At 50.3% G+C, this 15,850-nt stretch carries 11 protein-coding genes; 10 read left to right on the top strand and 1 reads right to left on the bottom strand.

What is annotated here, in order from left to right:
* The first annotated feature begins 95 nt into the window (after nucleotides 1–95).
* Complete coding sequence (gene gntK, locus A31E_RS05995) at nucleotides 96–623, top strand: gluconokinase (protein ID WP_000108330.1); 528 nt, start codon at nucleotides 96–98, stop codon at nucleotides 621–623.
* A 3-nt stretch (nucleotides 624–626) separates the two neighbouring features.
* Nucleotides 627–1,967, top strand: a complete 1,341-nt coding sequence (gene gntU, locus A31E_RS06000) for a gluconate transporter (protein WP_000210103.1) — start codon at nucleotides 627–629, stop codon at nucleotides 1,965–1,967.
* 285 nt (nucleotides 1,968–2,252) lie between these two features.
* On the opposite strand, the gene yhgN is transcribed toward gntU, so the two are convergent.
* Nucleotides 2,253–2,846, bottom strand: coding sequence for an NAAT family transporter YhgN (gene yhgN, locus A31E_RS06005; protein WP_001002535.1), 594 nt, complete (start codon nucleotides 2,844–2,846; stop codon nucleotides 2,253–2,255).
* Between the two features lie 192 nt (nucleotides 2,847–3,038).
* Between yhgN and asd the strand changes: the two genes are divergently transcribed.
* The 8 genes from asd (at nucleotide 3,039) to A31E_RS06045 (ending at nucleotide 15,844) form a co-directional block, all read left to right on the top strand.
* A complete protein-coding gene (gene asd / locus A31E_RS06010; RefSeq protein WP_001517255.1) occupies nucleotides 3,039–4,142 on the top strand; it encodes an aspartate-semialdehyde dehydrogenase in 1,104 nt (367 codons plus the stop codon).
* Between the two features lie 271 nt (nucleotides 4,143–4,413).
* Nucleotides 4,414–6,600 carry a 1,4-alpha-glucan branching enzyme gene (gene glgB / locus A31E_RS06015; RefSeq protein WP_016249301.1) on the top strand — a complete coding sequence of 729 codons (2,187 nt, stop codon included), beginning with the start codon at nucleotides 4,414–4,416 and terminating at the stop codon, nucleotides 6,598–6,600.
* On the top strand, nucleotides 6,597–8,570 hold the full coding sequence (glgX, locus tag A31E_RS06020) for a glycogen debranching protein GlgX (protein WP_016249300.1): 1,974 nt from the start codon (nucleotides 6,597–6,599) through the stop codon (nucleotides 8,568–8,570). Before glgB ends, glgX begins: the two co-directional genes overlap by 4 nt.
* A 17-nt stretch (nucleotides 8,571–8,587) precedes the next feature.
* Nucleotides 8,588–9,883, top strand: a complete 1,296-nt coding sequence (glgC, locus tag A31E_RS06025) for a glucose-1-phosphate adenylyltransferase (RefSeq protein WP_000624233.1) — start codon at nucleotides 8,588–8,590, stop codon at nucleotides 9,881–9,883.
* On the top strand, nucleotides 9,883–11,316 hold the full coding sequence (glgA, locus tag A31E_RS06030; protein ID WP_016249299.1) for a glycogen synthase GlgA: 1,434 nt from the start codon (nucleotides 9,883–9,885) through the stop codon (nucleotides 11,314–11,316). The genes glgC and glgA overlap by 1 nt, the downstream gene beginning before the upstream one ends.
* 18 nt (nucleotides 11,317–11,334) lie before the next feature.
* Entirely contained in the window at nucleotides 11,335–13,782 is a 2,448-nt protein-coding gene (gene glgP, locus A31E_RS06035; protein ID WP_000993434.1) for a glycogen phosphorylase, read from the top strand.
* 483 nt (nucleotides 13,783–14,265) lie between these two features.
* Nucleotides 14,266–14,970, top strand: coding sequence for a fimbrial protein (locus A31E_RS06040; RefSeq protein WP_001517251.1), 705 nt, complete (start codon nucleotides 14,266–14,268; stop codon nucleotides 14,968–14,970).
* Between the two features lie 121 nt (nucleotides 14,971–15,091).
* On the top strand, nucleotides 15,092–15,844 hold the full coding sequence (locus A31E_RS06045) for a fimbria/pilus periplasmic chaperone (protein WP_016249298.1): 753 nt from the start codon (nucleotides 15,092–15,094) through the stop codon (nucleotides 15,842–15,844).
* The last annotated feature ends 6 nt before the right edge of the window (nucleotides 15,845–15,850 follow it).

Genomic DNA, 15,850 nt, shown 5'->3' with positions numbered 1-15,850 from the left:
GGATGGATATTGCTTCTGTTTTTGTCCGGCCTGACAATGTTACCGATAACAGTTACCCGTAACATTTTTAATTCTTGTACTGTGGGGGCACCACTTTGAGCACGACTAATCATGATCACCACATTTACGTTCTGATGGGCGTATCGGGCAGCGGCAAATCTGCGGTCGCCAGTGAAGTGGCGCATCAACTTCATGCCGCGTTTCTTGATGGCGATTTCCTCCATCCGCGTCGCAATATCGAAAAAATGGCGTCCGGTGAACCGTTGAATGATGATGATCGTAAACCGTGGTTACAGGCGCTGAACGACGCCGCGTTTGCCATGCAGCGTACCAATAAAGTGTCGCTGATCGTCTGTTCTGCACTGAAAAAGCACTATCGCGACCTGCTGCGTGAAGGTAATCCAAATCTCTCTTTCATCTACCTGAAAGGCGATTTTGATGTGATTGAAAGCCGCCTGAAAGCGCGCAAAGGCCATTTCTTTAAAACCCAAATGCTGGTGACGCAGTTTGAAACGCTGCAGGAACCGGGTGCGGACGAAACCGATGTACTGGTGGTAGATATCGATCAGCCGCTGGAAGGTGTTGTGGCAAGCACCATTGAGGTTATTAAAAAAGGCAAATAAGTAGTGACTACATTAACGCTTGTTTTAACAGCAGTAGGGTCTGTTTTACTGCTGCTGTTTTTAGTCATGAAGGCGCGTATGCATGCTTTCCTGGCTTTGATGGTGGTGTCTATGGGGGCAGGCCTTTTTTCCGGTATGCCGCTCGATAAAATCGCAGCGACGATGGAAAAAGGGATGGGAGGTACCCTTGGTTTCCTGGCGGTGGTTGTCGCCCTGGGAGCCATGTTTGGCAAGATCTTACATGAAACCGGCGCAGTCGATCAGATTGCCGTCAAAATGCTCAAATCCTTCGGTCACAGCCGCGCGCATTATGCCATTGGCCTTGCGGGTCTGGTCTGTGCGTTACCATTGTTCTTTGAAGTGGCGATTGTTCTGCTGATTAGCGTTGCATTCTCAATGGCGCGCCACACGGGCACAAACCTGGTAAAGCTGGTTATCCCGCTGTTTGCAGGCGTAGCAGCGGCAGCGGCGTTCTTGCTGCCGGGGCCAGCGCCAATGCTGCTGGCATCGCAGATGAATGCCGACTTTGGCTGGATGATCCTGATTGGCCTGTGTGCGGCAATTCCGGGGATGATTATTGCCGGCCCGCTGTGGGGTAATTTCATCAGCCGTTACGTTGAGCTGCATATTCCTGACGACATCAGTGAACCGCATCTTGGCGAAGGCAAAATGCCGTCCTTCGGATTCAGTTTGTCGCTGATCCTGCTGCCGTTAGTACTGGTTGGGCTGAAAACCATTGCTGCACGTTTTGTGCCAGAAGGGTCAACGGCTTATGAATGGTTTGAGTTTGTTGGCCATCCATTTACCGCGATTCTGGTTGCTTGTCTGGTGGCGATTTATGGTCTGGCGATGCGTCAGGGTATGCCGAAAGACAAAGTGATGGAGATTTGCGGTCACGCGCTGCAACCTGCGGGGATTATTCTGCTGGTGATTGGTGCGGGCGGTGTGTTCAAACAGGTGCTGGTTGACTCTGGCGTAGGTCCGGCGCTGGGCGAAGCGTTAACCGGGATGGGCCTGCCGATTGCGATCACCTGCTTCGTGCTGGCAGCGGCGGTGCGCATCATTCAGGGATCTGCAACCGTTGCCTGTTTAACGGCGGTGGGGCTGGTGATGCCGGTTATTGAACAACTGAATTACTCCGGTGCGCAAATGGCGGCGCTGTCGATTTGTATCGCTGGTGGTTCGATTGTAGTCAGCCATGTTAACGACGCCGGTTTCTGGTTGTTCGGTAAATTTACCGGCGCGACCGAAGCCGAAACGCTGAAAACCTGGACCATGATGGAAACCATTCTTGGTACTGTCGGTGCCATCGTCGGGATGATTGCGTTTCAGTTGTTGAGTTAATTACCGCGACAAATTACTGCGAGCTTGCTCGCAGTAATTCATTTCTCTTTTCCCCTCTCTTCATCTTTTTGATCTCTCTCGCAAAAACACTGGCTCATTATCCATTCTAATCACAGCGTTAACGGACGCAGGAGAAGATGATGGAGAAACACGGAGCTGAATTGCTGTTACAACGGATGTTAAGTAACGCCACCGCTACCTTCAGGGAAGGGCAATGGGAAGCTATAGATGCTGTGGTTAATCAGCGGCGAAAAATGCTGGTTGCGCGCAGCACCTGTTTGAACATTACCCCTTCATCCACATCCGAATACCGTCGAGGAACATCTGGGTTGCCATCATTACCAGAATCAACCCCATCAGGCGTTCCAGTGCGTTTACCCCTTTCTCGCCCAGCAGGCGCAAAAAGAGCGATGACTGTAGCAGGATGACAAATGTGCCGCCCCAGGCCAGCAGCAGGGCAATTACCAGATGGCCCATCTGATTCGGGTACTGGTGTGACAGCAGCATCAGCGTGGCGAGGATAGTCGGCCCCGCCACCAGTGGAATTGCCAGCGGCACGATAAACGGCTCTTCACCTGCCGGAAGTCCACTACTGTTACCCGAGGCGCTGGGGAAAATCATCTTAATGGCAATCAGAAAAAGAATGATGCCGCCAGAAATAGAGACGGTTTCTGCCCGCAGGTTAAGAAATGCCAGAATTTTCTCGCCCGCAAACAGGAACACTAACATCAGCAATAGCGCGATGAGCAATTCTCGCACCATGATTGCCCGGCGTCTTTTCGGTTCAGTATGTTTTAGTACGGACATAAAAATAGGTAGGTTTCCGAGCGGATCCATAATCAGGATCAATAAAACTGCTGCAGAAATGATTTCATTCATAACTCAAGTTCCCTGATAATTGCGGTGGACTTTCTGCGTGCTGTTAAAGCAGGATAAGTCGCATTACTGATGGCTTCGCTATCATTGATTAATTTCACTTGCGACTTTGGCTGCTTTTTGTATGGTGAAAGATGTGCCATGAGGACACAGGCACATTTATACAGCACACATCTTTGCAGGAAAAAAACGCTTATGAAAAATGTTGGTTTTATCGGCTGGCGCGGTATGGTCGGCTCCGTTCTCATGCAACGCATGGTTGAAGAGCGCGATTTCGACGCCATTCGCCCTGTCTTCTTTTCGACTTCCCAGTCTGGCCAGGCTGCGCCGTCCTTTGGCGGCACCTCCGGCACACTTCAGGATGCTTTTGATCTGGAAGCGCTGAAGGCTCTCGATATCATCGTGACCTGTCAGGGCGGCGATTATACCAACGAAATCTATCCAAAGCTTCGTGAAAGCGGATGGCAAGGTTACTGGATTGACGCAGCATCGTCTCTGCGCATGAAAGATGACGCCATCATCATCCTTGACCCTGTTAATCAGGGCGTCATTACCGACGGATTAAATAAAGGCATCAGGACTTTTGTTGGCGGTAACTGTACTGTCAGCCTGATGTTGATGTCGTTGGGCGGTTTATTCGCTAATAATCTTGTTGATTGGGTTTCCGTTGCGACCTACCAGGCGGCTTCCGGCGGTGGTGCGCGACATATGCGTGAGTTATTAACCCAGATGGGTCAGTTGTATGGCCATGTGGCGGATGAACTTGCGACCCCCTCCTCTGCTATTCTCGAGATCGAACGCAAAGTTACGACGCTAACCCGCAGCGGCGAACTGCCAGTTGATAACTTTGGCGTGCCGCTGGCTGGTAGCCTGATTCCGTGGATCGACAAACAGCTCGATAATGGTCAGAGCCGCGAAGAGTGGAAAGGGCAGGCGGAAACTAACAAGATCCTCAACACATCTTCCGTGATCCCGGTAGATGGCTTATGTGTGCGTGTCGGGGCACTACGCTGCCACAGCCAGGCATTCACCATTAAATTGAAAAAGGATGTATCCATTCCGACCGTGGAAGAACTGCTGGCTGCGCACAATCCGTGGGCGAAAGTAGTACCAAACGATCGTGAAATCACGATGCGTGAGCTAACCCCAGCAGCCGTTACCGGCACGCTGACCACGCCTGTAGGCCGCCTGCGTAAACTGAATATGGGACCAGAATTCCTGTCAGCCTTTACCGTGGGTGATCAGTTGCTGTGGGGGGCCGCGGAGCCGCTGCGTCGGATGCTTCGTCAACTGGCGTAATCTTTATTCATTAAATTTGGGGCGCGATGCCGCCCCTTTTAGTGCGTAATACAGGAGTAAGCGCAGATGTTTCATGATTTACCGGGAGTTAGATAAAGCATTGGCTATTCTTTAAGGGTGGCAGAATACCTGGGTATTCACTGCCTTACCTGAAGGGAGGACGACGCAGAGAGGATGCACAGAGTGCTGCGTCGTTCAGGTCAAAAAAATGTCACAACCAGATGTCAAAAATCAGTTGGATGGGGTGACACAATAAAACAGGAAGACAAGCATGTCCGTTCGTATCGATAGAGACGTGATAAACGCGCTAATTGCAGGCCATTTTGCAGACCCATTTTCCGTACTGGGAATGCATAAAACTACAGCGGGACTGGAAGTCCGTGCCCTTTTACCTGATGCCACCGATGTGTGGGTGATTGAACCAAAAACCGGACGCAAAGTCGCTAAACTGGAGTGTCTTGACTCTCGTGGATTCTTTAGCGGCGTCATACCGCGGCGTAAGAATTTTTTCCGTTATCAGTTGGCTGTTGTCTGGCATGGTCAGCAGAACCTGATTGATGATCCTTACCGTTTTGGTCCTTTAATCCAGGAAATGGATGCCTGGCTGTTATCTGAAGGTACTCACCTGCGCCCATATGAAACCTTAGGCGCGCACGCTGATACTATGGATGGCGTTACCGGCACGCGTTTTTCTGTCTGGGCACCAAATGCCCGACGAGTCTCGGTCGTTGGGCAATTCAACTACTGGGATGGCCGCCGTCACCCAATGCGTCTGCGTAAAGAAAGCGGTATCTGGGAACTGTTTATCCCTGGCGCGCATAACGGTCAGCTCTATAAATACGAGATGATTGATGCTAACGGTAATCTCCGTCTGAAGTCTGATCCCTATGCTTTCGAAGCGCAGATGCGCCCGGAAACCGCTTCCCTTATTTGCGGACTGCCTGAAAAAGTCGTACAGACTGAAGAGCGCAAAAAAGCGAATCAGTTTGATGCGCCAATCTCTATCTATGAAGTTCACCTGGGCTCCTGGCGTCGTCACGCCGACAACAACTTCTGGCTAAGCTATCGCGAACTGGCTGATCAACTGGTGCCTTACGCCAAGTGGATGGGCTTTACCCACCTCGAACTGTTGCCGATTAATGAACATCCGTTCGATGGCAGTTGGGGCTATCAGCCGACGGGTCTGTATGCGCCAACTCGTCGTTTTGGTACTCGTGATGACTTCCGTTATTTCATTGATGCCGCACACGCAGCCGGTTTGAACGTTATTCTCGACTGGGTGCCGGGGCACTTCCCGACTGATGACTTTGCGCTTGCCGAATTTGACGGTACGAACCTGTATGAGCACAGCGATCCGCGTGAAGGCTACCACCAGGACTGGAATACCCTGATCTACAACTATGGACGTCGTGAAGTCAGCAATTTCCTCGTCGGTAACGCGCTGTACTGGGTTGAACGTTTTGGTATTGATGCGCTGCGTGTCGATGCAGTAGCGTCGATGATTTATCGTGATTACAGCCGTAAAGAGGGTGAGTGGATCCCCAACGAGTTTGGTGGACGCGAGAATCTGGAAGCGATTGAGTTCCTGCGCAATACCAACCGTATTATCGGTGAGCAAGTTCCTGGCGCGGTAACGATGGCGGAGGAGTCTACCGACTTCCCGAACGTTTCTCGTCCTCAGGATATTGGCGGCCTGGGCTTCTGGTACAAATGGAACCTGGGCTGGATGCACGACACCCTGGATTACATGAAGCTCGACCCGATTTATCGTCAATACCATCACGATAAACTCACCTTCGGGATACTCTACAACTACACTGAAAACTTCGTCCTGCCGTTGTCGCACGACGAAGTGGTGCACGGCAAAAAATCGATTCTCGACAGAATGCCGGGTGATGCATGGCAGAAGTTTGCCAATTTGCGCGCCTACTATGCCTGGATGTGGGCGTTTCCGGGCAAAAAACTGCTGTTCATGGGTAATGAATTTGCCCAAGGGCGAGAGTGGAACCACGATGCCAGCCTCGACTGGCATCTGCTGGAAGGCGGTGACAACTGGCATCACGGTGTCCAGCGTCTGGTACGCGATCTGAACCACACTTATCGTCATCATAAAGCACTGCATGAGCTGGATTTCGACGCGTATGGCTTTGAATGGCTGGTGGTGGATGACCATGAACGCTCGGTGCTGATTTTTGTTCGCCGCGATAAAGAGGGGAATGAAATTATCGTTGCCAGTAACTTTACGCCGGTGCCGCGCTATGACTATCGCTTTGGCATTAATCAGCCGGGTAAATGGCGTGAAATCCTCAACACTGATTCCATGCACTACCACGGTAGTAATGCCGGCAATGGCGGCGCGGTACACAGCGATGAGATTGCCAGCCACGGTCGTCAGCATTCATTAAGCCTTACACTACCGCCGCTGGCCACTATCTGGCTGGTTCGGGAGGGAGAATGACACAACTTGCCATTGGCAAACCCGCTCCCCTTGGCGCGCATTACGACGGCCAGGGCGTCAACTTCACGCTCTTCTCCGCTCATGCCGAGCGGGTAGAGCTGTGTGTGTTTGACGCCCAGGACGTAGAACATCGGTATGACTTGCCAGGACGAAGTGGCGATATCTGGTACGGTTATCTGCCGGATGCGCGCCCGGGTTTGCGTTATGGTTATCGCGTTCATGGCCCATGGCAACCCGCCATGGGGCATCGCTTTAACCCGGCGAAGTTGTTGATTGATCCTTGCGCGCGGCAAATTGTCGGGGAATTTAAAGATAACCCGCTGCTGCACGCTGGCCATAGTGAACCTGACTATCGCGACAATGCTGCCATTGCGCCGAAATGCGTCGTGGTAGTGGACCACTATGATTGGGAGGATGATGCCCCGCCGTGCACGTCGTGGGGCAGCACTATCATTTATGAAGCCCATGTCAAAGGATTAACCTACTTGCACCCGGAGATCCCGGTAGAGATCCGCGGCACTTATAAAGCCCTGGGGCATCCGGTGATGATCAACTATTTAAAACGGTTGGGCATTACCGCACTGGAGCTGCTGCCGGTGGCGCAATTTGCCAGTGAGCCGCGTTTGCAACGCATGGGGCTAAGCAACTACTGGGGTTACAACCCGGTGGCGCTGTTTGCGCTGCATCCGGCGTATGCCTGCTCGCCAGAAACGGCGCTGGATGAGTTTCGTGATGCAGTCAAAGCCCTGCATAAAGCGGGCATTGAGGTCATTCTCGACATCGTGCTCAACCACAGTGCGGAACTGGATCTCGACGGTCCGGTATTCTCACTGCGCGGGATCGATAACCGTAGCTATTATTGGATAAGAGAAGACGGCGATTATCACAACTGGACCGGCTGTGGCAACACGCTCAACTTGAGCCATCCGGCAGTGGTGGAATACGCCAGCGCCTGTCTACGCTATTGGGTGGAAACCTGTCACGTTGATGGCTTCCGTTTCGATCTCGCAACAGTCATGGGGCGAACGCCGGAGTTTCGTCAGGATGCGCCGCTGTTTATCGCTATCCAGAATTGCCCGGTGCTTTCGCAAGTGAAGCTGATTGCTGAACCGTGGGATATCGCACCCGGCGGCTATCAGGTGGGGAATTTCCCTCCGCTGTTTGCCGAGTGGAACGATCATTTCCGCGATGCCGCCCGCCGTTTCTGGCTGCATTATGATTTACCTCTGGGAGAGTTTGCCGGACGCTTTGCCGCATCCAGTGATGTTTTTAAACGTAATGGCCGTCTGCCGAGTGCTGCGATTAATCTGGTCACAGCACATGACGGTTTTACGCTTCGCGACTGCGTTTGTTTCAACCATAAGCACAATGAAGCAAATGGAGAAGAAAATCGCGACGGAACCAACAACAATTACAGTAACAATCATGGTAAAGAAGGATTAGGCGGTACTCTTGATCTGGTTGAACGGCGGCGCGACAGCATTCACGCCCTGTTAACAACGTTGTTGCTCTCCCAGGGTACGCCGATGTTACTGGCCGGTGACGAACATGGTCACAGCCAGCATGGCAATAACAATGCTTACTGTCAGGATAACCAACTAACGTGGTTGGACTGGTCGCAAGCAAGCAGTGGTTTAATCGCGTTTACCGCCGCGTTAATCCATCTGCGCAAGCGCATTCCTGCTTTGGTAGAGGATCGCTGGTGGGAAGAAGGCGACGGCAATGTCCGTTGGCTAAATCGATATGCTCAATCTTTAAGCTCGGATGAGTGGCAGAACGGGCCGAAGCAACTGCAAATTTTGCTTTCGGAGCGTTTCTTGATCGCAATAAACGCCACGCTTGAGGTAACAGAGATTGTTTTACCTGCAGGGGAGTGGCATGCCATTCCCCCATTCGCTGGAGAGGATAACCCAGTGATTACGGCTGTCTGGCCGGGACCTGCACACGGATTGTGTGTGTTCCAGAGATGATAAAAAAGGAGTTAGTCATGATTAGTTTAGAGAAGAACGATCACTTAATGTTGGCACGCCAGCTGCCATTGAAGTCTGTTGCCTTGATTCTGGCGGGGGGACGCGGTACTCGCCTGAAGGATTTAACCAATAAGAGAGCAAAGCCTGCCGTACACTTCGGCGGCAAGTTCCGCATTATCGACTTTGCTCTGTCCAACTGCATCAACTCCGGTATCCGCCGTATGGGCGTGATCACCCAGTACCAGTCTCACACCCTGGTGCAGCACATTCAGCGCGGCTGGTCGTTCTTCAATGAAGAAATGAACGAGTTTGTCGATCTGCTGCCAGCGCAGCAGAGAATGAAAGGGGAAAACTGGTATCGCGGTACGGCTGATGCAGTTACCCAAAACCTCGACATTATTCGCCGTTATAAAGCGGAGTATGTAGTGATCCTGGCGGGTGACCATATCTACAAGCAGGACTATTCGCGAATGCTTATCGACCACGTCGAAAAAGGTGCGCGTTGTACCGTTGCTTGTATGCCAGTCCCAATTGAAGAAGCCTCTGCATTTGGTGTTATGGCAGTCGATGAAAACGATAAAATTATCGAATTTGTTGAGAAACCGGCTAACCCGCCGTCAATGCCAAACGATCCGAGCAAATCTTTGGCGAGTATGGGGATCTACGTCTTTGACGCCGACTACCTGTATGAACTGCTGGAAGAAGACGATCGCGATGAAAACTCCAGCCACGACTTTGGTAAAGATTTGATTCCAAAAATTACCGAAGAAGGCCTCGCCTATGCGCATCCATTCCCGCTCTCTTGTGTACAGTCCGACCCGGACGCCGAGCCGTACTGGCGCGATGTGGGGACGCTGGAAGCTTATTGGAAAGCGAACCTCGATCTGGCCTCTGTCGTGCCGGAACTGGATATGTACGATCGCAACTGGCCGATTCGTACCTACAATGAATCATTGCCGCCAGCGAAATTCGTTCAGGATCGCTCCGGTAGCCACGGGATGACCCTTAACTCCCTGGTTTCTGGCGGTTGTGTGATCTCTGGTTCGGTGGTGGTGCAGTCCGTTCTGTTCTCACGCGTTCGCGTGAATTCATTCTGCAACATTGATTCCGCCGTATTGCTACCAGAAGTATGGGTAGGTCGCTCGTGCCGTCTGCGTCGCTGTGTCATTGACCGCGCTTGTGTTATTCCGGAAGGCATGGTGATTGGTGAGGATGCAGAAGAGGATGCACGTCGTTTCTATCGTTCAGAAGAAGGCATCGTGCTGGTTACGCGCGAAATGCTACGGAAGTTAGGGTATAAACAGGAGCGATAATGCAGGTTTTACATGTATGTTCAGAGATGTTCCCGCTGCTTAAAACCGGCGGTCTGGCTGATGTTATTGGGGCATTACCCGCAGCACAAATCGCAGACGGCGTTGACGCTCGCGTACTGTTGCCTGCATTTCCCGATATTCGCCGCGGCGTGACCGATGCAAAGGTGGTATCTCGTCGTGATACCTTTGCCGGGCATTTCACGCTGCTGTTCGGGCATTACAACGGGGTTGGCATTTACCTGATTGATGCGCCACATCTCTACGATCGTCCCGGAAGCCCGTATCACGATACCAACTTATTTGCCTACACCGACAACGTATTGCGTTTTGCACTGCTGGGGTGGGTTGGGGCAGAGATGGCAAGTGGGCTTGACCCATTCTGGCGTCCCGATGTGGTGCATGCGCACGACTGGCATGCAGGCCTTGCGCCTGCGTATCTGGCGGCAAGTGGGAGTCCGGCGAAGTCGGTGTTTACTGTGCACAATCTGGCCTATCAAGGCATGTTTTATGCACATCACATGAATGACATCCAATTGCCATGGTCATTCTTTAATGTTCACGGACTGGAGTTCAACGGGCAAATCTCTTTCCTGAAAGCCGGATTGTATTACGCTGACCACATTACCGCGGTTAGTCCGACCTACGCTCGTGAGATTACTGAACCTCAGTTTGCCTACGGTATGGAAGGTCTGCTCCAGCAACGTCATCGTGAAGGGCGGCTTTCCGGCATACTGAACGGCGTGGACGAGAAAATATGGAGTCCAGAGACGGACTTACTTTTAGCCTCGCGTTACACCCGCGATTCATTGGAGGATAAAGCGGAGAATAAGCGCCAGTTGCAAATCGCAATGGGGCTTAAGGTTGACGATAAAGTGCCGCTTTTTGCAGTGGTGAGCCGTCTGACCAGCCAGAAAGGTCTTGACCTGGTGCTGGAGGCCTTACCGGGCCTTCTGGAACAGGGTGGACAACTGGCGTTACTCGGCGCGGGCGATCCGGTGTTGCAGGAAGGTTTTCTTGCCGCAGCGGCGGAACATCCCGGGCAGGTTGGTGTACAGATTGGTTATCACGAAGCATTTTCGCATCGCATTATGGGCGGCGCGGACGTCATTCTGGTGCCCAGTCGTTTTGAACCGTGCGGCTTAACGCAACTTTATGGATTGAAGTACGGCACGCTGCCATTGGTGCGGCGTACCGGTGGGCTTGCTGATACGGTTTCTGACTGTTCTCTTGAGAACCTTGCAGATGGCGTCGCCAGTGGGTTTGTCTTTGAAGATAGTAATGCCTGGTCGTTGTTACGGGCTATTCGGCGCGCTTTTGTTCTGTGGTCCCGCCCTTCGCTGTGGCGGTTTGTGCAACGTCAGGCTATGGCAATGGATTTTAGCTGGCAGGTCGCGGCGAAGTCGTACCGTGAGCTTTACTATCGCTTGAAATAGTTTTCAGGAAACGCCTATATGAATGCTCCGTTTACATATTCATCGCCCACGCTTAGCGTAGAAGCTCTTAAGCACTCTATCGCTTATAAGCTGATGTTTACGATTGGAAAGGATCCGGTCGTAGCCAATAAACATGAATGGCTGAACGCAACGTTATTTGCTGTGCGCGATCGTCTCGTGGAGCGCTGGTTACGCTCGAACCGTGCCCAGCTATCGCAAGAAACTCGTCAGGTTTACTACCTGTCGATGGAGTTTTTGATTGGCCGAACTCTCTCCAATGCCATGCTGTCGTTAGGTATTTATGACGATGTCCAGGGTGCGCTGGAGTCGATGGGATTAAATCTCGAAGAGTTGATTGATGAGGAAAATGACCCGGGCCTCGGTAACGGCGGCCTGGGGCGTCTGGCGGCCTGCTTCCTGGATTCACTGGCGACTTTAGGGTTGCCGGGACGCGGTTACGGAATCCGTTATGACTACGGTATGTTCAAACAGAACATCGTTAACGGCAGTCAGAAAGAGTCTCCGGACTACTGGCTGGAGTACGGCAATCCGTGGGAATTTAAACGCCACAATACGCGCTACAAAGTGCGTTTTGGCGGTCGTATTCAGCAAGAAGGCAAGAAAACGCGCTGGATTGAAACCGAAGAAATTTTGGCCGTGGCTTACGACCAAATCATCCCAGGTTATGATACTGACGCGACAAACACCTTGCGTCTGTGGAGCGCACAAGCCAGTAGCGAAATTAATCTCGGTAAATTTAACCAGGGCGATTACTTCGCGGCGGTGGAGGACAAAAACCACTCCGAGAACGTTTCCCGCGTGCTTTACCCGGATGATTCCACCTATTCCGGGCGTGAACTGCGTTTGCGTCAGGAGTATTTCCTGGTCTCCTCAACCATTCAGGACATTTTAAGTCGCCATTATCAGTTGCATAAAACCTACGATAATCTGGCGGATAAAATCGCGATTCATCTCAACGACACCCATCCGGTGCTGTCGATTCCTGAGCTGATGCGCCTGCTGATTGATGAGCACAAATTTAGCTGGGACGACGCTTTTGAAGTGTGCTGTGAGGTCTTCTCATACACCAACCACACGCTGATGAGCGAGGCGCTGGAAACCTGGCCGGTCGATATGCTGGGTAAAATTCTGCCGCGTCATTTGCAGATTATCTTTGAGATCAACGACTATTTCCTGAAAACCTTGCAGGAGCAGTATCCGAACGATACCGACTTGTTGGGACGGGCGTCGATCATTGATGAATCTAATGGGCGTCGTGTGCGGATGGCCTGGCTGGCTGTTGTGGTCAGTCACAAAGTTAACGGTGTGTCGGAGTTGCACTCTAATCTGATGGTGCAATCGCTGTTTGCCGACTTTGCGAAAATCTTCCCAGGACGTTTCACCAACGTCACCAACGGTGTGACGCCGCGTCGCTGGCTGGCGGTGGCGAACCCGTCGCTTTCAGCCGTACTGGACGAACACCTGGGGCGTAACTGGCGTACCGACCTGAGCCAATTAAACGAGCTACAACAGCACTGTGATTTCCCGATGGTCAATCATGCTGTTCATCAGGCGAAGCTGGATAACAAAAAGCGTCTGGCGGAGTACATCGCACAACAACTGAATGTGGTGGTGAATCCGAAAGCGCTGTTTGATGTGCAAATCAAACGTATTCACGAATACAAACGTCAATTGATGAATGTGTTACACGTTATCACCCGCTATAACCGTATCAAGGCCGATCCTGATGCGAAATGGGTTCCGCGTGTGAATATTTTTGCCGGTAAGGCAGCATCGGCCTATTACATGGCGAAGCACATTATCCATTTGATCAACGATGTAGCGACGGTGATCAACAACGATCCGCAGATTGGCGACAAGTTGAAAGTGGTGTTTATCCCGAACTACAGCGTCAGCCTGGCGCAGTTGATCATCCCGGCGGCCGATCTTTCCGAACAGATCTCACTGGCAGGGACAGAAGCTTCTGGCACCAGCAACATGAAGTTTGCACTTAACGGTGCGCTGACTATCGGTACGCTGGACGGCGCGAATGTTGAGATGCTGGATCATGTCGGTGCGGACAATATCTTTATCTTTGGTAACACAGCGGAAGAAGTGGAAGAACTGCGTCGTCAGGGCTACAAACCGCGTGAATACTACGAGAAAGATGAAGAACTGCATCAGGTGCTGACGCAAATCGGCAGCGGCGTGTTCAGTCCGGAAGATCCGGGCCGCTACCGCGATCTGGTTGATTCGCTGATCAACTTTGGCGATCACTACCAGGTACTGGCGGATTATCGCAGCTATGTCGATTGCCAGGATAAGGTTGACGAACTTTACGAGCGTCCGGAAGAGTGGACAGCCAAAGCGATGCTGAACATCGCCAATATGGGCTACTTCTCTTCTGATCGGACCATCAAAGAGTACGCCGATCTTATCTGGCATATTGATCCAGTGAGATTGTAATTTCGCAAAGTGATAACTGCCGTGTGTTCCATTTAAAACTATCGTTAATGGGCATACGGCATTTTTATATCAGATAAATAATATGTCATGACGATTTACACACAGCATCTATTAATAATAAATTATTAATAAAAAATTTCATCTGAGTACGCATCATATAATAAACACCATAAATAAATAACCAATAAATCATTCGTTATATTTATATATTTCACCACTCCTCAGCTATTCTGTTTAAAATAAAACCCTTTATTTTCAATCTACTGTATGTTTATATAAAGTCACTCATTGCGAGTATGGGATTTTTTAGTTACATTGCTAAACAGCACATATAATATTTTTAAGTCAATCTATCCCTTAATAAAATCCCCCTGGGATTCACCAACGCCAGCTTTGCTCATCTTAATAATGTGACTTGTTAAAGCTGAATGTAATAATAATCGCCAATATTGCTTGGATTTTTTAACAAAAGGAAAGGTATAAATGAAATTCAATCTATCTAATTTATCCGTAGTTTTACTCGCATCAGGTATGCTGATGTCAACTGCGGTAACCGCTGCGCCAGGCGATGCATCACAATTTGGTGGTGCCGATACAGACTGGAGCACCGTTGATTATCCGAAACTTACCGATATGGATGACAACACCGATGCGATGGGCGGAAACATTCGTTTTACTGGTCGCGTGGTTAAAGCAACGTGTAAGATTGCAACAGAATCGAAACAGATTGAAGTGGTACTGCCAGTCGTACCTTCTAACGCTTTCACGGGCATCGATACTGAAGCAACGGGTGCCAGTAACCAGACTAACTTCAACATTAAACTAACCGATTGTAGCAATACGACCAGTCAAAATATTGAATTCCGTTTTACTGGTGCAGCGGACGGTGCCAACCAGACGCTTGCCAATGAAGTGGAAGGGGCTGCTGATGCTGATGGTACTGGCGAAGCGGGAGCAACTGGAGTAGGGATTCGTATTTATTCTAAAAACACGACAACTGATGGCCTGGTTAAACTGAATACACAATCTCCTCAGGGGAGTAGTTCTTCGGCGGCTTACGTGATTCCTGGCGATGCAACCGCCCATGATTTTATCGCTGCATTTACCGCGGGATATGCTCAGAACGGTAGTACCGTTGCACCAGGTCTGGTGAAATCTACGGCCAGTTTCGTCGTGCTGTACGAATAATTACAGCAATATAATTTCAGGTTACAGTTATTTGTAGCCTGAAATTAATACTACGTGTTTATTTATAATAAATATACACGAGTTAATAATTGCAGTTAATTTTCATCTACAAGGATGCAGTATGAGATGGATTTCAAAAAATAAATGTTTTGCAAATAGAAACATTAAACCTTCGCTGAAGACTCAATATGCCATAAGGGTCGGTGCTCTATTTTTACTGTCCGCCATATCTATCAACGCTATTGCAGCGGGTGGTTTTGGTCTTGGTTCTACGCGTCTGGTTTATCCATCTGACAGTCAGCAAATTACGTTAAGTGTGCAGAATGGTGGGTCCAATACCAGCTATTTAATTCAGTCATGGGTGGATGACAATCAAAGCGGTAAGAAAAGTCCAAACTTTGTGGTTACGCCTCCATTATTTATGTTGCCAACCCGAAAAGAAGCATCACTGCGGATAATGTTTATTGGTAAAACACAGTTACCGACTGACCGTGAAACACTATTCTGGATGAACGTGAAAGCGATTCCGCCGACGGATGAGAAGAATACCCAGAAAAACACATTACAACTGGCGTTACAAAACAGGATTAAATTATTTTACCGTCCGACTAACTTACCCGTTCAGGCTGGTAAAGCACGGGATATGTTGCGATTTAAATACGAAGGTAAACAACTGAAAATCATTAATCCTTCTCCCTATTATCTGACGGTGACAGGAATCAGGGTGCAAGGGGTAAAATTACCCAATACGTTTGTTCCCCCAAAAAGCGACATCACAGTATCTTCTCCGGTGACGTTAGCGGGCGAAATTACTTATCAAACTATCAATGATTACGGTGCCACAACGGCCAGGCAAAAGGGAACGATGCAATAAACCTGG

The organism is Escherichia sp. KTE159 (genome assembly GCF_000408805.1).
In the GTDB taxonomy this organism is placed as follows: Bacteria; Pseudomonadota; Gammaproteobacteria; order Enterobacterales; family Enterobacteriaceae; genus Escherichia; species Escherichia marmotae.
This window is presented reverse-complemented; position numbering and strand designations above follow the sequence as displayed.